This is a genomic window from Paenibacillus sp. VT-400 (assembly GCF_001029205.1).
In the GTDB taxonomy this organism is placed as follows: Bacteria; Bacillota; Bacilli; order Paenibacillales; family Paenibacillaceae; genus Paenibacillus; species Paenibacillus amylolyticus.
This window is the reverse complement of record NZ_LELF01000067.1, coordinates 2,457,252-2,478,487: the sequence shown is the minus strand read 5'-3', so window position 1 is coordinate 2,478,487 and position 21,236 is coordinate 2,457,252. Positions and strand designations below refer to the sequence as shown.

The following is a 21,236-nucleotide window of genomic DNA, read 5'->3' as shown; positions in this document are numbered from 1 at the left end:
CCTCCCTCAGCTCAGTTATCCTTGCATTTGCATAGCCTATTCCTTAACTGCTCCAATAACGATCCCCTTAACGAAGAAACGTTGTAAAAACGGGTATACCATCAGGATCGGAAGCGCGCCGATAAAGATCTGTGCTGCGCGTACGGTTCGCTGCGAGATATTCTCCAACATGGAAGGATCGACGTTGATTTTGCTGAGATCTTGCTGAACAATAATGGTCTGTAATAGAGAAGCAAGTGGATAATTTTTAATATCAGACATATAGATCATGCCGTCGAACCAGGAGTTCCACTGATACACCATCGTAAATAAGGACAAGGTTGCGATAGCTGGAAGTGAAAGCGGTACATAGACCAGAATCAACGTTTTGATATGACCCGCTCCATCCAAATAAGCTGCTTCCTCAAGTTCTTTGGGCAGACCGCGGAAGAAGTTCATCATGAGAATAACGTTCCACACGGACAGTGCGCCAGGCAGAATAAGCGCCCAGATTGTATTCATCAGGCCAAGCTTCTGGATCAGAATGTAACTTGGAATCAAACCGCCGCTGAACAAAATGGTAAATACGAAAAACCACGTATATAAGGAGCGACCTTTAAAACTGATGTCTTCCTTCGACAACGGAAATGCGGTTAAGAGCATGATGACCATACCAATGATGGTCGCAATTACAGTCCGTTTAAGTGATACGATCAAGGAGTTGATGAAGTTTGAATTCCCGAATGTTTTTACATATGCGTCGGTTGTGAACCCGATGGGCCAGAAGGTAACCAGGTTTGATGATGCTGGCGCCATACTGCTGAATGAAACAGCCAATATATGAATAATTGGTAAAATGCAGAGTATCGATAATATCCCAAGAAAAGTATAGTTAGCGATGCTGAATATGCGGTATCCTTTTGTTTTATAATACAAGCCCTTTTCTCCTCTCTAGAAAACTCGATAATTAGCTAGTTTGTAAGCCATTCTGTAAGATATAACAATCAAAATGGTAGCAACCACAGATTTGAACAACCCTACTGCTGTGGCAAAACTCATCTTCCCGTTCAGAATCCCGAGTCGATATACAAAGGTGTCAATGATGTCGCCTTTGTCATACACAAGCGGATTGTACAAGTTGAACACCTGATCAAAACCGGCGTTCAGGATATTGCCGATAGAGAGTGTCATCAGTACGATTGTAATCGGCATTAATGCCGGAATCGTAATGTGCAGCGTCTGTTTAAATCGGTTGGCCCCATCCACCTCGGCAGCCTCGTAGAGTGCAGGATTAATTCCTGAGAGAGAAGCCAGAAATACGATCGTACCAAAACCAAATTCTTTCCACACATCACTGAGGATCAGCGTTATTCGGAACCATGTACCGTCTCCCAGGAAGAAGATCGGTTCTCCTCCAAAGGCTACGACAAGCTGGTTGACCATGCCGCCCTGAGGAGACAGGATATCGAGCAGAATACCACCGAGAATAACCCAAGATAGGAAATGCGGTAGATACACAAGCGTTTGACTTACTCTCTTGAATGCCGTCAAGCGCACTTCATTGAGCAAAATGGCAAACAGGAATGGAGCGAACAGTCCTGCGATGATTTTGAAAAATGCAATGACCAGCGTATTCCAGATCACCTGACCTACGTCCGGATATAAGAATAAATATCGGAAATTGTCCCAACCCACCCATTTGGATTCAGAAAATCCCAAGTATGGTTTGAAATCCTGAAAAGCAATTACAATGCCACCCATCGGTATGTACTGAAACACCAGTGCCAGCAATACAGCTGGAATGAGCATCATATGCAAGGTCCAGTTCCGTTGCATATTCCAGCGCTGTTTAACCCTGGTGGAGCGCCGTTTATGCGGCGTTTCTAACGTATGTTCCTTCACTCCTGCATCCCCCATGTTCTAAATTTTGTATTTTACAAGTCATCGTGAACTTGTATATTAAAATTATAGCAATGGAAATTTGTGATCTATATCCTAATATTGCAACAACGATATCAATATTTTAATAAGATTAAGGAGGTTGGACTTTGTTCACACGCTTGAATGTCTTTACCAAAATTACACTGTTGTTTGTGATACTGCTTATTCTGGTGCTGTTTCTCTATACATACTCGAACCGGGAAAGCGTGCGTGTTATCGAACACGAGATTCAAAACAATACGATGAATCATCTCTCAACATTTGCTGATTCAGTAGAATCCAACATTTACCAACTGTCATTGTATGGGATGTCTATTGGGCAAGATTCGAGTATTCAGGAATATCAACGTCCCGACTACAAGGACATTCCCTATGAACGTGTGAAAGTTGGAAGCGCCATTCTGGAGAAAATGAATCTGTACAACGCAGCAAGCAAATGGCATTCGACCATCACACTATACTTCCCAAGGATGCAAAAAGTGATATCAACGGATTATTATGCTTACATTCCGTACATGGATGATGAATTTAAGGAGCCTCTCTCGCAATCCTGGACCTATGCCAACAATCAGTTTATCTGGTACACCACCGATCCAACGACAGCGATGGCGAGACCTGGCAAAGCCAGATTGATTACCAAAATCAGTTTTCCAGTTCATCACTTAACTGCACTTCTTAATCAAAACAAGTTAAATAATAAAGGCGACCCGTTCATGTTCCATCCCGATTATGGATTAATCAGCAATAGTTCTGGAAAGGAGACCTTGAACGCAATCCTGCCTTCCCTGAAAGAAGCAAAACTGCAGGCCAGCGGTGGATTCAGTATAACGTTGCACAAAACGGAATATTACGTCTCTTATATTCAATCCAAGAGCCTCGGCTGGTATTATGTTGACTATGTGCCTATGCAGCAAATTTTGAAACCGATTACGAGTAGCCGGAATCTTTTTTACGCTTCAATTGCCGTTCTGATCGTGATGAGCGTTGTTGTATTATATACACTCTACCGAAGTGTGCAGCTTCCACTCTTACAGTTAGTGAAAGGGACAAATCGCTTGTCCACCGGGGACTTTTCCGTTCGGCTTCATCATTCTGCACGCAATGAGTTCAGCTTGTTATTTGCACGTTTCAACATCATGGCTCAACGAATTCAAGAATTAATCGAGAATGTATATGAGGAGAAATTAAGAAGTCGGGAAGCCACGCTCAAACAGTTGCAATCGCAGATTAATCCGCATTTTCTATATAACTGTCTGTTCTATATCAAGAACATGGCCCGAATGAAAAATGAAAAGGCCGTAGTAGCCATGGCACTGAATCTGGGAGAGTATTACCGATACATAACCAGGTCCGAAAAGGATCAAGCCACGCTTCGTGAAGAGCTGACAATGGTCAAAAATTATTTGGAAATCCAGTCACTTCGTCTGGAACGAATGCATTTTACAATCGACGTGCCCCATGATATTTTAGATAAAACAGTTCCCAGACTAACCCTCCAGCCTATTATTGAGAACGCTATTATTCATGGTCTGGAGCCCAAATCGGTAGATGGTGAGATTAAAATCTATGCGGACTGCGAGGATGATGTGTACACAATTATCGTGGAGGACAGCGGGCTTGGCATGTCTGAGAAACAACTTGATCATCTGAGAGATAATCTTCTTAAACCGCTGGATGAGAATATGGGATGTGGTACATGGAATGTCCATCAGCGTTTATCTTTTCTGTACGGTGAAGGATCTGGACTATCTTATGATCATTCTTCAATGGGTGGGATTAAAGTTAACATCACGTGGCACGACAATACAGACAAGTAGGTGAACGACCCATGCTGCAAATATTATTAGTTGACGATGAACGTTCCGTCGTGGAAACGCTGGCAGAGACCATTCCGTGGGAAAGCTGCGGGATCGGTACAGTTCATGAAGCATTATCCGGTGCAGTAGCGCTGGAAATTATGGACAACCACGACATTGACATTGTAATTACGGATATACGTATGCCCGAAATGTCAGGCATTGCACTGATTACAGCGATTCATGAAAAGTGGCCTCATGTGCAGACAATTCTGTTATCAGGTCACGCCGACTTTGAATATGCGAAACAGGCCATTGCGCAGGAAAGCTTTGATTACTTGCTGAAACCCGTTAGTGATGAAGATCTGATCGAATCCGTGCAACGTCTTGTTCATCGAATTAAAGAAAAGTGGGAAACCGCAGCATCTCATCAAAGAGCCTTACACGCCTTTCAGGATCATCTGCCATTGCTTCAATCCACGATGCTGCATGAGTTGCTGACTGGAAAAGTCTATGATCAGAAGACGCTGGCAGACAAGCTTGATCTGCTGGAGCTTCCCTACTCCGTAGGAGAAGATCTCGGCATGCTGATTATTCGTATGGAGAAACATCTATCCGATATGGCACACGGCGACCTGGCCCTAATGGAATATGCGATATGTAATATCATAAGTGAAGTGATGCATAATCATTTTCATATCTGGCATACACGTGACGTTCATGATTACATTGTTGTTCTGGTAAGCATGAAACATTCCACAACGATGAGTTATAGCAGGAGTGAGACGCCTCAGACATTGCTTGAGCAGTATGCTGCCCAGATTCAAACCAATGTTCAGTTATACCTGAAAGGTGCAATCTCCATTTCCGTCTCCAGTTGGGGCAAGTTTCCCCACGAAATTGGAGAACTCTATGAGCGAACGGTTATGTCCATGCGTAAACGGATGGGTCAGGTGCAAGGTTTGTTTGTCACCGCTTCCGATGAAACGGATGCCAATCCTCTACATACGATTAGGTCGCTGTATCAGCCGCCAACGTTGATTAGCCTGCTCGAAGCTGGTCGCTTTGAGGATGTGGAACAGAAAATCGAGCACATTTTTGAGGAACTGCTGCATTCCAATGAACATCATGATATTGCCGAGTCAACCTTTGAGGTGTATTTTGCTATTGCGGGCGCGTTTGCGTACATCATTCATAAAAATGGCAAACAAATCTCTTCTTTGATTCCAGCAGAGTCCTATCGTTACTTTCAAGCTCCCAGCTATTCCACTGCGCAGCAGCTACAGGACTGGTCCGTCCGTACACTTCATTACATACGAGATGATGCTGAACAAGAGCTTAGAGACAATCACAGCACCATTGTGCGCAGCGTCAAAAGTTTTGTCGACCTTCATCTGGCTGGTGATGTATCACTGCCTGCAATTGCTGACCATGTGCATCTGCATCCAGTGTACTTGTCCAAGGTATACAAGGCGGAGACAGGTGAAGCACTTACTGCCTATGTGTATCGGTTAAGAATGGAGAAAGCAGCCTATCATTTGCGAACATCAACTGCCAAAGTGTTTGAGATTGCAGAACTTGTCGGTTACAACAATACCGCGTATTTCATTCGAGTTTTCAAGAAGTTTTATGATCTTACACCGCAAGAATATCGGGAAAATCTGCCGGTTTAAGATACTCAGGCCAGACTTGACGTTCTAGTAATCTCTCCGGTTTCCCCTACTCTATATCAATTACAAAAAGGCATTGCCGGAGATTTTCTCCTGCAATGCCTTTTTGGTGCTTATTGGCCGGGATGAATCATTTCAGCCAGCCCTTTGTCATCCTATTTTCCGCTTTTCACGGAATCATACCACTCGTTAACTTCTTTCGTAATCTGATCTCCGCCTGAAGACTTCCACTTCTCAACAAATGAGTCGAACGCGTCCACAGAGGTTTTGCCATATACAATTTGAGAGAAGGTATCCTTCTCCATCTTCGTCAAAATGTCATTGTTCATCTGCATCGTCATTGAAGGTGCACCGGTAAACATTTGATTGAACACGATATCTTTTTGATCCAAAACAATCTTGGCTGCATCAAGCATAGGTACTGGTACACCTGATTTGATTTTCTTCTCAAACGGTGTAGTTGCTTCTTCACCGCTTGCCAGCTTGGCAAGTGTTGTCATGCTTAGATTTGGTATTCTCGCTCCATCAAAAGTCAACGTGTACTTCTCGGGAGCATAACCACCCGTAAGACTTGCATCGGTTGATGGTTTCCCATCTACCATAACCCAATCGTATCCTTCGGCAAATCCATGCTCGAACTCATCGCCCTCTTTAGGATTCGCATAGTGATCAAAGAGATAGTTCTGATAGGTGAAAAAGGCTTCCGGATTTTTCATGTCTTTGTTAATCAGAACTACGCCGTTTCCGTTTGACGTACCGTGTCTTCCTGCTTGACCGTTTGGACCAGAAGGAATTGGATACGCCTTGTATTCAGCCTCCGGATTGTTTTTCTTCACATCCTCCAGCGGCCAGGATGGCATCCAGTGAGGACCAACCACAATACCTGCTTTTCCGGCAGTAAATTCTTCAGCTGCTTTTGTCTCATCATACACGCCGGCTTCTTCCGGGATATACCCTTTGCTCATCCAGCTCTGTAATTTGGCCAAAGCCTGCTTTGCACCAGGTGTAACGGAACCGTATTCAAGTTTTCCATCTGCCGTCAGATTCCATTGGTTTGGCATTGTACCATAAGCGCCAAATACCCACCCAGCTTCTGACATCCATGTGTTCAGCCAGTTCTTGAAGCCAATGGTGAGTCCGTAAGTGTCCTGCTTCCCATTGCCATCCGGATCTTCATTCGTAAACGTTTCCATAATGACTTCAAGATCATCTATAGTTTTAGGTGCTTCCAGATTGAATTTCTTCATCCAGTCTTCACGGATCCACATGACAGGATCACCATTATAGGAATAGTCCAGAATCGGAATACCGATCTTTTTGCCATCTTGCATGTATGGATACCATACGGAAGGATCTTCGTTTACGGCTGCTTTCCATGTGTCGCTGGCATATTTGTCAAACAACTCGCCCGCATCGACAAATTTTCCGGACTCAATCAATTCACGCACCAGATTGAATTCGCCGCGATACGAAATAATGTCCGGCATGTCCGCATTGGAAGCAAGCGATAGACGCAGTTTTGTCTCAAATGCATTATTGGTGGATGGAGATATCCACTGGTTTTTCAACTCAATTCCGAGTTTCTCCTTGGCCCATTTTGTATGGACGTTGTTATCCTGATCCTCGCCTGACTTAAACTTCACGTCTGGACCCCATGGTCGTAAATACGTAATGGATACTGGTGGATCATACTTCCCATTTTTGAGCTCCAACGTTGTCGCTGGTGTACTCGATTCTGTTTTCTTATCGCTCCCGTTACTACACCCACTCAAGGCTGCAGATAGGGCCAATACACCGATCATGACCAAACTGCCTACTCGTCTCTTTTTACTTGTGTCCAACTTCGTTCCCCCAGTCTATGTAATGTTGCTTACAGGTTAATCATAATGAATTTTTGATATTTATGCCCATACTAATATTGCAACATTTATTGCATTAATTTAGGATATTGGATATTGAATACATATATTGAATAAATACAATGCCAGAATATAGAAAAAAGCAGCCGCTAACGGCTGCTTCAGTCTGCTTAATTACTCGTATATTTGACCCAATCGTACTCTGCATAGAGCGGATTAGCCCCATTATAAGGACCGAGCCAGCTATCTACTCCTGTTCCATTCCACAGGTTCATCATGATTTTTCCGGGTGTTTTAGGAATATTGCTGGTTGCCGTATGTTTCAATACACCATCAACATACCATTTGATATGTCCCGGCTGCCAGTCAAATGCGTAAGTATGGAAGCCCTGGGATGCATCAAACCCTAGATTGATAATCTTCTCATGATTACCAACCCCATTGGTATAATAATTAAACTGCACTTTGGTTGTGTCTTTTCCTAAAAATTCGATATCAATCTCATCCCATTGGGTGCCATGTGCAGGGCCTGTGTATGTGAAAAATGAGGAAACTACACCTGTGTTCTTGGCAGGTTTCATACTGACTTCATACAACCCGTACCCATACGTATTCGTGGTACGATACTCTCCGCAATCAAACTTGTTCTGTGCAGAGCTGGTCAAACCAAGCTTAAGCTTGCCGTCACTTGTAAAATTAACATTGTTAGCCCTCCACGTACAGTTAAACATGTTCCCATTGGAATACCCATCCGCTTTTTGCCACGTACTTGCGTTAAAATAGGTTAGAGGTTCCCAGAACACATAACCCGCGAAAGCGCTTACCGAAAAAAACAAAGAGATGACACCAGTTACCGCCAAAGTATACCAAGACTTCCTCTTCATCATACACCTCCATGAATGATTCCAACATGTATAATCAGCGCAATAATAGATAGCGCTTACATGGTTGGTATTTCCATTTTATCCGGAAGCATGGTGGTAAACTATAGCAAACTTTAAAGCAGAGATATTCAATTTTTAAGATCTTCGTTCTTGTATCTAATCCTGTTATGTTAAGACTATGCCAGTTTCATACACGTAAGATGGATTGAATGAAGCGCCTGCCCTTCAGCATAGAAGGAATCAGGCGCTCCATGAAAACCATTTTTACATATATCTCAGCATGTTTGTTTCTTTATTCACCCTAAAAGGGTTTTATTTCGCACCAGCTCGTACCAAAATGTCTTCAATTTCTTTGAAGCCATTATTCTTCGCATGACTGAGTGGTGACACCCCATCACGGTCCGATATGTTTACGTCTGCTCCGTGGTCAATGAGTAATTGTATCGTCTCCTGCTGCCGAGCATTGCCATCGTTAAGAATGATCGCTTCGAGTAGTGCTGTCCATCCCAATTGATTCACATGGTCCACATCCACCGAAGTTTGAGTCAGTAGTTCTTGCACTACATCCACATATCCATGCTCCGAAGCTGGAATAAGTGCTGTCCCTCCATATCGATTCGTTATCGCTGGGTCCGCTCCCGCCTCGATTGTCCGCTTCAAAATATCCAAGTATCCTTCAGCGCCAGCATACAGAAACGGGGTATTTTTCATATCGTCCTGTATATTCACATCTGCCCCCGCTTCAATTAACACTTTAGCCGATGTTAGATCATTATTGTAAGTTGCAATCATTGTAGCGGTTCGTCCACTCTGATCTTGAGCATTGATATTGGCACCTGCTTGAATCATTTTTTCGATGCGTTCAGTATCGCTGTCCTCTACTGCCTTGAACAGCTGTTCATCTGCTGAAGTCATGGCCTTTTCCTCCACGTTGGAGTCGTTTCTCATTTCAGGCACGCAACCTTGAACGATTAACATACTGCTTATCAGGACAACGATAATCAGCGTTTTACTCATACTGCCTCCTTTACTCCAGTGTCAAGGTGACCGAAGAAGCGATACTCCAATCCCCAACTGGGTTTATTGTATACGTAGTACCCGGAGTCAACTTTCCATCATTTGTTAGGTCGAATACACCCGTCGCACCTTTTCGACTTGAATATTTATAAGTGGCCGTCAGAACATCCCCGCTAGGTGAAGTTAACGTTACACTTCGACCAGAGAACAGTTCATCCCCAGGGTCCTGGTCAAGTGTAACTTCAATGGAGGTTTCGCTCACTGCTTGAGCACTTGCAACCACTAGTGGATCAAACGATTTCGCCGTAAATGAAGCATTTTCGATGTTGGCCCAATCCGAAGAAACCGTATATGTGACGCCTGATTTCAGCGTTTGTCCCTCAGGCAAACGGAACTTCGGTTCTTGTTTACCGTCTGTGGATTGCGTGAACGGAACATATCTGGCAACGATAGGCTCGCCACCTTCTGGCGTAATTACAACTTGTCTTGCCTGCATGGAAGAGATGATTTGATATGTTTTGCCTCCTGCTTGCTCTTGATCATTCAGCACAAATGCATTAGCTCCTCGACCACCGCTGTAAGCCGAAATGATGTAACCATAATCCACGACACTGTTCACTTGCAATGCTTCAATCTCGAATGTATCATTCGTTACTTGACTAGCCGTTGTCATGTTTATTTTCGTACCACTGCCTTCAAAGGAACCAGCATCTTGGCCTTTGTAAGTCAGGTTGTACACTTCACTAGCATCTTGTACGGACGTTGGAACGATGTAAGTCGCGATTGACCCTGTTTTCAAACGGGGCATATTGGTTAACGTCAACCCGCCACTAAACGCAAAGTCCGTTTGTGCCTTGGCAAAAGCTTCATTCGCTGCTGTCAGCGGCTTGTCAAAAGTTACAATTAACGTAATGGCATTCAGTGATCTAACGCTCTTGATTTGAGCTTGCTCCGAAGGAATAGCTTGGTGTGCAGTTTGCAACAGCACTGCTGTTTCGCCGCGCGTTGCTGTACCGTTCTCGGAGTAGAACTCGCTCATCCAATGGTGAACGGACTTTACATCACGTTGCATCGCTTTGGATACGACCTGTTCGAGTTCAGCATCCGACACTTGAGTTTGCGGATTGAATTGTCCATCGTTAGCATGCATGATGCCAAGTTCAACAAGCTTTGACGCATATGGCGCATACCATGCATTGGAATTGACATCCGTTAATTCTACGGTTTCTCCCGTCTTGCTCTCCAAATTAAACGTTTTGAAAACCAATGAAGCTAACTCCGCACGGGTAATTGCTCGATGTTCACCCATAGATTGATCTGCATACCCGTTCATGATCCCCAAGCTATTCAGATCCTTGATAGCAGCTTCAATCTGTTGTTGGTTAAGCTGTGTGGTTGTTGCCGCAATGTTAGTAACGTATGTAGCTGCATGTACTTGATTCGCAGTTAACGGGAACACTGCTGTACCTAATGCAGTTATGGTTAGAAATGTAGCGATTTTGCGGGTTGTAGAATTCATGGTTGAATTCCTCCTCTATAGGTTGTAGTTGCCTGTATCTATAGAATAGAGGACAAAAAGAAACTCCCAAGGCTAAAGTTATTAACAAAATATAAACTAGCTCTAAATTTTCACGAAACTTATGCAGTAAACCGGTAGCCTGCACCCCAGACGGTTTCAATATACTCCGGATTTTTGGGATCTGTCTCCAGCTTGCCGCGCAGTTTGCGAATATGGACAGTAACCGTTGCAATGTCTCCGGTGGAATCCATGCCCCAGATCCGCTCGAACAGATCTGATTTGCTGAATACACGATTGGGATGACTCGCAAGAAATACAAGTAACTCGAACTCCTTGGTTGTAATCGCCACCTCTTCTCCATTAACAAAAACACGGCGTGATCCTTTATCAATGTGAAGCCCGCGAATGTGGATTTCATCCTGCTCAGCTGGTTTGTTTTTGCCAAGTAGTCTCTCGTATCGGGTCAAATGAGCCTTTGCTCGTGCAACCAATTCACTCGGGCTGAACGGTTTTGTAATAAAGTCATCCACTCCCAGATTAAATGTCCGGATCTTATCGATTTCTTCCTTTTTCGCGGAAACGACAAGGATGGGAACTTCCTTTACTTCACGAATGCGCCTGCAACATTCGAAGCCGTCGAGTCCCGGAAGCATCAGATCAACAATGATCAGATTATAGTCCCCCTCCAGTGCCTGCTTCAGACCTTCATCTCCAGTATGGCAGAGATCCACGGAAAATCCGTTGAGCTCAAAATAATCCCGTTCCAGTTCCGCAATCGTTGTTTCGTCTTCAATGATCAAAATGTTTGCCATTACTCATTAGTTCCTCTCTTCATTCAGCCGTTTCAGCTTGATATATATGCTCGTGCCATCATTGGGCTGGCTTTCTGCCCAGATAAAGCCCCCATGTCCATCAATGATTTGGCGGGCAATTGCTAGCCCGAGCCCACTTCCGCCCGTTGAGGAATTCCGGGATTGTTCTGCACGATAGAAGCGTTCAAATATATAAGGCAGTGCCTCTTCAGGTATTCCCCTGCCATTATCTTTAAACGCCATCGTAATCCAGTTCTCATCAGCTTGAAGTGTGATCTCGAATCGTTTATGTTCATTCTCCATGTATTTGAGTGCATTATCCACCACATTAACAACGGTACGTTTTAACTTCTCCGGATCCACAGCAGCCATGGCGGGACCAGACACCTGGTTATTCCAATCCAGGGCAACACCTTTATCCTCCAGATCATATCTCAGCTCTTCGATGCTATCTTCAAGGAAATCAGCGAGATCAACTGTTTTGAACAGGAAAGGTTCTTGGTTCAAGTCGAGCTTGGAATACAAAAACAGTTCATCCACCAGCTTATCCATGCTAACTGCTTTGGAGTGAATGATATTAACATAACTCTCCATTTTCTCTGGAGTATTAGCCACGCCGTCACGAATACCCTCAATATACCCTTTGATATTGGTAATCGGTGTACGGAGATCATGCGAAATGTTGGAGATAAGCTCTTTGCGGTTCACTTCGTCCTGCTGTCGTAACGCATAGGAGAGCTGTAATTGATTCCGCATGCTCTCAAACGCTTCGCTGAGTTGACCAACCTCGTCATTAGAGTTTAGCTGAAGTTTAAAGGATAGATTACCATCCTTGATATGTTCGGCTGAACTTCGTAGTTGATTCAATGGTTTAATGAAGCTGCGCGTGATCCAGCGGAACAAGAGCAGATTTGCAATGATGAGGACACCAATAAGCAGGAATGACATCACAGGCAGCAACTTGCGAGTAAGCTCCGCAAAGGGGCTTCTCTCGCGAATGACAAAGATACTCCCCCGTTCCCCATCTGAATATTGAAAATCAAATTTTGCATACGCGTAAAATCGCTCACCAATATTGAAGGTGCTCCGAATCTGATAATTGTTAAGATCATAGGCAGGCAGTGCTTGCTTCAGTTCTTGCTGGTTGAAGGTCAGTGATTCGAAGATCTGACTATTCTCTCGTCTGATGTAGAGCCCTGACTTCTCAGCTCGAAGCTTCATATCATATTCACGCAGCAAAACCTTGTTCTGCAGGTCATCCGGGTCATTTTTGGCCAGAAACTTCATCTCTTGAAAGATCGATTCTCCCTGTTCAGTCAGGGGGTTGATCTGATAATGTACCTTGTAAATATCGCGGAAACTCTGTAGATCCCCTGTAGCCGCAATCGTATACAGACTTGCCGTAAGCAGGATGAACAGTAGACTTATAACAAGCATGCCCGTGAAGGACAGCAGCATTTTTATTCGAATTGACATGGGTTCCCCTTCTCAAGCAAACAATTGGATTAGTTAGTGCACATGTTAACACAAGATGGATTCTATTGCCCATATGTAAAAAAGAGCTTCCTTTTTCATTATATATGTTGACAGTGATAATCGTTATCAATAATGTTGGAGTAAGGTGCATAACGATTTATCTTAGAATGACCGGCAAACACTTTTGAAATGAGGTACGTAATGTGAAAGTAGACGTTAATCAGTTAGCAGCGCATTTTGCACACATTCCTTTTCAAGTTGAAGGAGTATATCGATATGCTAGAAATCCAGGGGTTCCCCAGGCTGACTATACCGATTCTTTTCCTGGATTTGTATTTCCTCTTACAGGAAAAATACAATTTCAATTTGATGGTACACCCTATATTTTTTCACCAGGAAAAGTTGTACATGGGGGCGCGAAAATGAAACTGGATCAAACCGTGTTTCATAGAACGGACTGGGAATATATCCTCGTTTTATACCGGATATGTAGTTCGGACCTCGAAGAGACAAGTTTTTCCCATCAGCATTTTGAATTATCAACGGGTCAATCCCCACGTCTGATTGAATTAATCATGCGTCTTTGGCATGTGTATAATCAGCGCGGAGGTATTTCAAAGTTTCAGACAGAGATGCTGTTTCGCGATGTACTGAATGAGACTTTAATATGTGTTGATCATAGGCAAAATAGTTGTGAATCAGATACTTTATTCGAACGGGTCTCTACCTATATCCAAGAATACTATGCTCAAAATCTGACTGTCGCATCGCTTGCAGAACAAAATAATGTTAATCGAAATCGACTTTCCTACGTGTTTAGAAGACATGCAGGTATGGGTCCAGCAGAATATGTATTGAAATATCGTATAAACATGGCACAACAAATGTTATTGGCAAGTGATGTATCTGTACAACAGATTGCTGAGAGCGTTGGTATTGCTGACCCCTTTTATTTTAGCAGAGTGTTCAAGAAACAATGTGGTATTTCTCCTACGGAGTATCGTCTGAAGTTCATCAATAATCCATCCTGATTTCAATAGGCATCCATGTTATACCAAAGCTTAAATCAGTATACTGAACATATAGGATTAATACACAGGAGGAATGACGATGCACTATCAAGCTATTCAATTGAATGAGGAATTTTCGAAATTAAACGATCTTTGGTCTCCGAAACTCATTGGTGAAATGAATGACTATCAATTTAAGATCGTTAAGATTGCTGGAGATTTTGAGTGGCATGTTCATGAGGAGACTGACAAGTTATTTTTTGTGCTCGAGGGGGAAATGATAATTGATTTTCGTGATGGCCAAGTGAAGATTTCCAAGGGCGAGATGTATATTGTGCCTAAAGGAGTCGAGATCAAACCTTCCGCTGAAAAGGAATGTCATATCATGTTGATGGAGCCTGGAAGCGAAGTAAACACTGGCGGGACTAAGGCGGAATAAGCGTCAGTTATTGGAACCAGGATGTCAATTTGTAATATCAGAGAGCCGATAACCGCGTAATAGGGGTTATCGGCTCTGCGTCTGTACGGCTAGCTTTTTGACATGCATTAATTGACATATATTAATCAGCAGTCTCTCGGTTATGTCACTTGTTGCTGGTCTTCTTGATCAATTCCACACCATCGTATGCCAGACTTTCCACACTTGTTGCCTTCTGCAGTATGTATTGATCAAAAAAGTTCTTCGCATAGTCTGTAACAAGATTTCGCATCTCCATAGCATCCCGTTCGCCTCTGTGTTCCTCCTCATTAACACTGGTAAACACGATGTCACAGTAATCCAAATGTGCAACACGATCAACTGAGAAATAATAGGTTTCCATGCTATTGTTAGCGCCAATAATCGCATTCATATTATAGTTAGGTTCACAAAACAGGAACAAGAAGGGTTTCTTAAGATCGCTGTCAAGAAGTCCAAACGCACTGCTATCTAAGCCAATCCCGCAGGCGAACCGGTCGTCATCCCGGCAAACCATCGCCGTCGTAGGCCCTCCATAAGAATGTCCGACTATACCCATGCCGATGTCAAGCAGTAATCTACCCTTAAAGATGGAATTCAGCTCTTCAGAGTCCAGTTTGTAAAGATAATCGGCTACATACCTTACATCTTCTGCCTGTGATTCACTATACTCTGTTATCTTGGAAAGTATCGGTAGTGCAAGCACGTTACGGCACATCTCAATCGCAGTTTCATCGTCAGGACGCATCTCCATCTTACCAGCCAACGCCAGCATCTCCGGATCTTCACCAAACGCTGTAATGACATCCGAAAAATCCTTGGATACATTAAACAGGCGCCCATCTTTACGTTTATACATCGTGCTATTCTGATGGCCGATGCTTACCACAACATACCCCATGCTTGCCAAGTCTGTACAAAGCACTGTACCCCATTCTGGAGATCCGCCCCCGCCGCAAACATAGAATAACACTGGATAGCGCTTTTCCTTCCCGGAAAGAGCAAGGTCGTCGTAACACTGGGTCTTGATATCTATAGAGAAAACATCCTTCAACGCGGTGACAAGTGGCTGCTCATTAAACATCTCGTAGACTTCAGGAAACATGTACGTTGATGTAGTCTTACCTTCGCTACTGTCAGACGGATAGTACACAAAAGCGGTCAGTTCTCTTTTGGAGTAATCTGATGCCGTGTACTCAAAATCCATCTGGGTTCGACCGACAGTATAGCCGCCAGTTGGTTCTGGAAATGCATTATAGGTTTTCATTTTCTTTCCCCCTTGAGATCGCTAACCATTTCAGAATATTTATGATCTTCAAGCAGCCCATGACCCATAAATTCAGCAAAGTACTTGCTGATCTTATGTTGCAGCTCAGAGTCCTTAATATCGAATTCCCTAAAAAACAAGATTAAATTAAGCTGCATTGACTCAAACATAAAAGAAATCAGGTCGTCGTCAACATCCGGTCGGAGATATCCATCAACCCTCATTCGGCGTAAAATGTCCTTGATCATGGGGAATGACTCGCCCTTTAACACATTCACATATACTTTCAGCAAAATGTCCTCAGGAATATATGAAAATGTTTTAGTCAGTTTGATTTCCAACTCATTCAGTGGCTCGGTCACCATGCCATTAACGTTACCAAATAAGCCAGTAAGGAAATAGCTGTAAAGGGAATCTTCATTACTGTTACTGAAGTATGCAGCTCTTTTCTGGGTCACATTACGTATTAAGTGACAATAAAGGTCATCTTTGTCTTCAAAATACCGATAAAATGTTCCGGGGTGCATGGACAAACTATCCAAAACCATCTTCATAGTTATATCCTCGTAAAGATTATCAACAAAAAGATGCATAGCGCTATTCGATATTTCCTCGCGCCTTGCTTCGTCTAAACGAAAGAAAGTATTTTTTGGCATAGACTACTCCTTAATGTATAGTGTGAACTGATTCACACTATACTGATAATTCATTCACAAGTCAAGCTATCTTGTTAGTTTAATATCATTATAAAAATTTAAAACCACTGTATTTAGATTTACAAAAGTTAGCCTAACTATTTTTGGTTTTGAAAAGATTCGGGAAGAAATATGCAAGAGCCGCTGATCACTCTGATCAGCGGCTCTTTGAGATGTTTGTATTAAAATCAGTTGGTGAGGGATGTAATTCATGAATATCGGATCAGATATCTATTCAACGAGAAAGGACTTCAAGTACTTTACCACTTTTATCTTCAATAATACGTATACTGTTGTCATCGATGAGTTGAATGGTACTATCTGAATTCAAAATTTCCTGCTGGCCCGTTACCCCGTGAGCAATGGATTTGCGAATCAGACCTTTATTTTTGAATACCAAGGTGTAAAGATCGTAGTCTTCCGTTTTTCGATTAGTGTGTTCAATGATGACAATAAGTAGATTTTGGGGACTCCTCTTAAAATTTATTTTAAGATCATGAGTATTCACATTCATGTCCTTTATCCCTAAGGGAATCGAACTCTTTTGTCCAGTAGAAGCATTCGTAATCTCAAGATCTCCTTTTGCAGTGCGAATGACATAGGTGTAACCCATGTTGCTGCCATAAAAAGTATCAGTATAATTGCTCAATCCAGTCACGGTTACCTTGTTCGTTTTCATATCTTGATGAGTCACTTCCCCGTCCAAAGCAGATGCAAGAAATCCTATGGGTACATAAAGGTGACTAATATACCACACAGGTTCTCTGCCCATATCTACTTTTTGACCATCAACCTCGGCAATGCTGCTTCCCAAGTGCACAACAATATGCTTCTGACTGCTCTTCAGTACGGCGGTATTATCATCTTCCATCCCCCACACTAGGCCTGCCTTAATACCCAGTGAGAAAAAACTTCCGTAAGTGACTCCATCCTTGATTAACGTCTGAACATGGTTAATTCGACCGTCTGCCCACTGAATTTCCAAATCAACATATTTGGATGCTGCTTCAGATTTTTGAGCCCCCAATGGTAATAACACCGACATCACTAATGCAACGACAACTACTTTTTTTAAGTGCTTCATTCTCACAGCGACTCACCCACTTCATGTAATTTTTAATCTTACAATAATAACGTTATATCCCAATAAAAGTTTGATCAGCTTTAGAAAGGAATTTGGTCCCTGATAAACAAAAAAAGCCGCTAAAATAGCGACTTTCATTGGTACTATGCTCTTGGCCCATGAAACGATCTTGAGGCACGAATGGTCATTAAGCCGAAATTTTCATTACAAGCCTAGATCATCAGCAAGTCCTTCAACGCCTGTGAAGATGGAATCTCCGTATCCCCAGAAGTTGTTGAAATCAATAATGTAGATTTTCTTGTTTTTAACTGCGTTAATGTTTTGCACCTGCTTGTTGGCAAGCAGCTTTTTAATCGTTTCTTCTGGATCAATACCACCTGCATACCTCGAAATAATCATTGCATCCGGATTAATCTCGATTAACTTCTCCAGGCTGAGTGTGCCAGTTTCATTAATCAGCATATTATGCATATTGATTAATGACATTGCACTTTCAATAAACGTATCACCATTTCCGTTGTAGATTCCAATGGTTCCATCACCATTATCCGAAAAGGATGCATAGTTGATCGTTTCAGCGCTAGCTCGGGCCGACAAGGCATTCTCGCGTGCTTTAAGCGTCTCAATATATGCCGCTGCATTGGCTTGTACGTTAAATATCTCACCTAATTCAGTAATATCTTGATACAGACTATCTAACGATGCATCAGGAACACTGGTGCTTTGTACATATGTTTTGATCCCCATATCATTCAAGCTACTTACTGTACCAACACCCCAGTCCGCATCCTCAAACAATCCACCACGACCAACAACCAGGTCAGGCGTAGCCCCTATTGTCACTTCCTTGCCTACATAGCCTTCAGCTAGCACAGGAATTTGTTTAAACTCGTCCGCAATATCTTCAGGTACACTACCAAACAACGCAGCTACACCTACAAGTTTGTCTGTCAAACCAAGGCGAATCATCAGCTCGGCTGCACCTTGGGTATTGGCAACTACTCGTTCAGGTGCCTTGTCAAACGTTTGATCCTTCTTCACCCATGTGCCGTTCTCTGTTGTATAGTTTGAAACGGTTACTGGGTAAGTTGTTTCGGCAGGTGCTGAAGCGTCAGCGTCGGTTTGTTCCCCATTTGTTGCTTCATTCGTGGCACTGCTCTCCGCAGCCTGCTGTGAGCTGCCATTTGCATCTTTGCTGCCACCATTGCTGCTTGAACACGCTGCGAGCACCAAAATCATTGCAGTAATTAAACAAAGAAACATCCCTTTTTTAACGGATACCAACATGTAAATAATCTCTCCCTTTTCAATTCTCTCTTGTCTTTTATACCAATATGTAAAATAACTATTGTCAGTATACAGTAATTGTCGAAGCGTGTAAATGAGAACAATAATCAATATCATTAGTCTGATGAATAAAAAGAAACCAAGTTCATCTCCTTTGTACGGGATTGAACTTGGCTTTTCTTTTACTTAACTATTCATTACGTGCCTGGTTAACCTTGGCGATAAGTTCATTAATAATTTCATCAGGTGAACGTTCATTCATCCATTGTTGACCGAACATTTGGAATACTTTGATCATTGGGAAATCTGCCCAGAATCCTACAAACTCCTCGTTAAGATATACCTTGTCCGTAACGTGCTCGTTCATTTCATTCAGGCAATGCTCCAATTCCTTTTTTGCTACAGGATCACTCATCCACTCACTAAGCAGACTGAATTTGTGGAACGTGATTTCTTCCTTACCAAAGTCACAATGCAGACGTTCCGTAATTCGGATATCTTTGGACGAGCTGCCAAGTGAAATTTGGAAAAACCCGGTCTCTGCCACCCAACGGTTATACTTGGTGTTGTAATAGGAGAAATCTCTCTCTTCCAGTTCAAAAGTAATCTTGCGTTTTTCACCCGGCTCCAGTTCAACTTTGGCAAAAGCTTTCAATTCTTTCTCTGGACGGGTCCATGTGCACTCTTCATCGTGAACATACAATTGAACAACTTCTTTCCCCTTGCGCTTTCCGGTATTTTTCAATTGGAAGGACACCGTAACACCGGTGTGGGTCTGAGACACTTCCAGATCCGTATAGGAGAACGATGTGTAAGACAATCCGTGTCCAAACGGGAATTGAGGTGCCAGTTCTTTCCGGTCATAATATCGATAACCCACGAATAGGCCTTCGCGATAATAGAGCTTGCCGTTCTCTCCGCGAATTCGCATATGTGAAGGGTTGTCCGACAGTTTGACAGGGAATGTCTCAGACAGTTTGCCCGAAGGATTCGTCTGTCCGAATAATACATCTGCAATCACTTTACCCATGCCTTGACCCGACAACCAAGAATGAATCACACCAGGTACATGCTGTACCCATGGGCGCATCGCCAGTGCGGAGCCGCTACTCGTTACAACAATACACTTGGGTTGAACTGCGGCTACCGCGAGAATCAATTTCACTTGATGCTCGGGAAGATCAATGCCTTGCAAATCATGCATCTCCGATTCCGCATATTCCGGTTGGCCAACAAACAGTACAGCAACATCGGAATTCATCGCTAATGAGACACTTTCCTTGATTAGCTCATCATTGATGGAGTCATCCTCCGGGTAGCCTTCTGCATAATTCATGGTCATGGCATCGCCAGCCAGATTTCTTATCTCATCCCATGGAATATCGACATTAGTAGGCGTTACCTTTGCACTGCCCGCTCCCTGAATTCTCGGTTTTTTGGCAAACCGTCCGATCACGGCAATCGACGAAATGGACTCCTGCACTAGCGGGAGAATCGCGTTCTCATTTTTCAGAAGCACAATACTTTCGGCCGCCGCTTTACGTGCGAGTGCATGATAGTCCGAATCTGTAGAAGAATCCATGTCTTTCTTGCCCGTTACCCGCTCAACCAGCTTCAAAATACGACCCACGCTGCGATCCAACTGTTCTTCGGAAAGGCTTCCGTTCTGAACCGCTTCAATGATCGCTTTGGCATTGTAATTGGCGGGACCCGGCATCTCCAGATCAAGCCCAGCCTTCAGACCGCGTATGCGATCATTAACAGCTGTCCAGTCGGATAGAACAACACCTTCATAACCCCACTCTTCTCTCAAAATGTCATGCAGTAAATGTTCGTTCTCACTTGTATACGTTCCATTCAATAAATTATAAGAACACATAACCGTCCAAGGGTCGGATTTCTTAATGATACGTTCAAAGGCGCTCAGGTAAATCTCGCGAAGCGTTCGCTCGTCGATTTCCGAACTGGTTACCATCTTTTCAAACTCCTGGTTATTTCCTGCAAAGTGTTTGACAGAAGCGCCCACGCCTTCGCTTTGGATCCCGTTTATAAACGCCGCCCCAAGTTCCCCTGTCAAGTATGGGTCTTCCGAGTAGTATTCGAAGTTTCTTCCGCCAAGCGGTGTTCTTTTCATATTGACACCCGGTCCAAGCAGCAGCTCAACGTCCATGGTTTTTGATTCACGTCCCAGTGCCACACCAACTTCATATAACAATTCCGTATTCCACGAAGAACCGATGGCTGAACCCGTAGGGTAACAGGTTGCGGGTACATTTTCCGTTGTAATCCCCATTTCTTCATCGCTGTTTGTTTTACGAATGCCGTTTGTCCCATCATACATATGAACTGGCGGAATGTTTAACCGCTCGATTCCTTTTGTCATCCACATATTCAATCCTGCGCAGAGTGAAGCTTTCTCGGCCAGCGTCAATGCCGACAACAATTCATTGATTGATTTATCCATAGTACTCACCCTTCTGATA

17 protein-coding genes are annotated in these 21,236 nt (G+C 43.3%); 4 read left to right on the top strand and 13 right to left on the bottom strand.

Annotated elements, in window-relative coordinates:
• Nucleotides 1–36: 36 nt before the first annotated feature.
• Together EL84_RS21620 and EL84_RS21615 are read right to left on the bottom strand one after the other, a co-directional pair.
• On the bottom strand, nucleotides 37–915 hold the full coding sequence (locus tag EL84_RS21620) for a carbohydrate ABC transporter permease (RefSeq protein WP_017688354.1): 879 nt from the start codon (nucleotides 913–915) through the stop codon (nucleotides 37–39).
• Nucleotides 916–930: 15 nt separating this feature from the next.
• Nucleotides 931–1,881 (bottom strand): ABC transporter permease, encoded by a 951-nt coding sequence (locus EL84_RS21615; protein ID WP_017688355.1) that lies wholly within the window; start codon nucleotides 1,879–1,881, stop codon nucleotides 931–933.
• Nucleotides 1,882–2,027: 146 nt separating this feature from the next.
• Here EL84_RS21615 and EL84_RS21610 point away from each other — a divergent pair, with 146 nt between their 5' ends.
• Together EL84_RS21610 and EL84_RS21605 are read left to right on the top strand one after the other, a co-directional pair.
• On the top strand, nucleotides 2,028–3,737 hold the full coding sequence (locus EL84_RS21610; protein WP_047843053.1) for a sensor histidine kinase: 1,710 nt from the start codon (nucleotides 2,028–2,030) through the stop codon (nucleotides 3,735–3,737).
• Nucleotides 3,738–3,748: 11 nt separating this feature from the next.
• The gene (locus tag EL84_RS21605) at nucleotides 3,749–5,389 is read left to right on the top strand and encodes a response regulator (RefSeq protein ID WP_017688357.1); all 1,641 of its coding nucleotides are present in this window, start codon (nucleotides 3,749–3,751) and stop codon (nucleotides 5,387–5,389) included.
• Between the two features lie 152 nt (nucleotides 5,390–5,541).
• Here the strand turns inward: EL84_RS21605 and EL84_RS21600 are convergent, their stop codons facing one another.
• From EL84_RS21600 to EL84_RS21575, 6 genes are all read right to left on the bottom strand, one after another.
• Nucleotides 5,542–7,188, bottom strand: coding sequence for an extracellular solute-binding protein (locus EL84_RS21600; protein WP_047844327.1), 1,647 nt, complete (start codon nucleotides 7,186–7,188; stop codon nucleotides 5,542–5,544).
• Nucleotides 7,189–7,415: 227 nt separating this feature from the next.
• Nucleotides 7,416–8,129 carry a beta-glucanase gene (bglS, locus tag EL84_RS21595; RefSeq protein WP_036615630.1) on the bottom strand — a complete coding sequence of 238 codons (714 nt, stop codon included), beginning with the start codon at nucleotides 8,127–8,129 and terminating at the stop codon, nucleotides 7,416–7,418.
• A 312-nt stretch (nucleotides 8,130–8,441) separates the two neighbouring features.
• Nucleotides 8,442–9,146 carry an ankyrin repeat domain-containing protein gene (locus tag EL84_RS21590; protein WP_047843052.1) on the bottom strand — a complete coding sequence of 235 codons (705 nt, stop codon included), beginning with the start codon at nucleotides 9,144–9,146 and terminating at the stop codon, nucleotides 8,442–8,444.
• A 10-nt stretch (nucleotides 9,147–9,156) separates the two neighbouring features.
• Nucleotides 9,157–10,665 (bottom strand): S-layer homology domain-containing protein, encoded by a 1,509-nt coding sequence (locus tag EL84_RS21585; protein ID WP_047843051.1) that lies wholly within the window; start codon nucleotides 10,663–10,665, stop codon nucleotides 9,157–9,159.
• Nucleotides 10,666–10,784: 119 nt separating this feature from the next.
• Complete coding sequence (locus EL84_RS21580; RefSeq protein WP_047843050.1) at nucleotides 10,785–11,477, bottom strand: response regulator transcription factor; 693 nt, start codon at nucleotides 11,475–11,477, stop codon at nucleotides 10,785–10,787.
• Between the two features lie 6 nt (nucleotides 11,478–11,483).
• On the bottom strand, nucleotides 11,484–12,953 hold the full coding sequence (locus tag EL84_RS21575; protein WP_047843049.1) for a sensor histidine kinase: 1,470 nt from the start codon (nucleotides 12,951–12,953) through the stop codon (nucleotides 11,484–11,486).
• Between the two features lie 203 nt (nucleotides 12,954–13,156).
• Between EL84_RS21575 and EL84_RS21570 the strand changes: the two genes are divergently transcribed.
• Both EL84_RS21570 and EL84_RS21565 read left to right on the top strand, forming a co-directional pair.
• Nucleotides 13,157–13,984: a helix-turn-helix transcriptional regulator gene (locus tag EL84_RS21570; protein ID WP_047843048.1), complete on the top strand. Its 828-nt coding sequence runs from the start codon at nucleotides 13,157–13,159 to the stop codon at nucleotides 13,982–13,984.
• 79 nt (nucleotides 13,985–14,063) lie between these two features.
• Entirely contained in the window at nucleotides 14,064–14,402 is a 339-nt protein-coding gene (locus EL84_RS21565; RefSeq protein WP_047843047.1) for a cupin domain-containing protein, read from the top strand.
• Between the two features lie 145 nt (nucleotides 14,403–14,547).
• Here the strand turns inward: EL84_RS21565 and EL84_RS21560 are convergent, their stop codons facing one another.
• The 5 genes from EL84_RS21560 to EL84_RS21540 all read right to left on the bottom strand — a co-directional run bounded on the left by EL84_RS21560 (nucleotide 14,548) and on the right by EL84_RS21540 (nucleotide 21,217).
• Complete coding sequence (locus tag EL84_RS21560) at nucleotides 14,548–15,687, bottom strand: choline esterase (protein ID WP_047843046.1); 1,140 nt, start codon at nucleotides 15,685–15,687, stop codon at nucleotides 14,548–14,550.
• Entirely contained in the window at nucleotides 15,684–16,343 is a 660-nt protein-coding gene (locus EL84_RS21555) for a TetR/AcrR family transcriptional regulator (protein WP_036671287.1), read from the bottom strand. The genes EL84_RS21560 and EL84_RS21555 overlap by 4 nt, the downstream gene beginning before the upstream one ends.
• Before the next feature lie 274 nt (nucleotides 16,344–16,617).
• On the bottom strand, nucleotides 16,618–17,466 hold the full coding sequence (locus EL84_RS21550) for a stalk domain-containing protein (RefSeq protein WP_152683052.1): 849 nt from the start codon (nucleotides 17,464–17,466) through the stop codon (nucleotides 16,618–16,620).
• A 204-nt stretch (nucleotides 17,467–17,670) separates the two neighbouring features.
• Nucleotides 17,671–18,753 (bottom strand): ABC transporter substrate-binding protein, encoded by a 1,083-nt coding sequence (locus tag EL84_RS21545; RefSeq protein WP_047844326.1) that lies wholly within the window; start codon nucleotides 18,751–18,753, stop codon nucleotides 17,671–17,673.
• A gap of 190 nt (nucleotides 18,754–18,943) precedes the next feature.
• On the bottom strand, nucleotides 18,944–21,217 hold the full coding sequence (locus tag EL84_RS21540; RefSeq protein WP_047843044.1) for a beta-glucosidase: 2,274 nt from the start codon (nucleotides 21,215–21,217) through the stop codon (nucleotides 18,944–18,946).
• Between the last annotated feature and the right edge of the window lie 19 nt (nucleotides 21,218–21,236).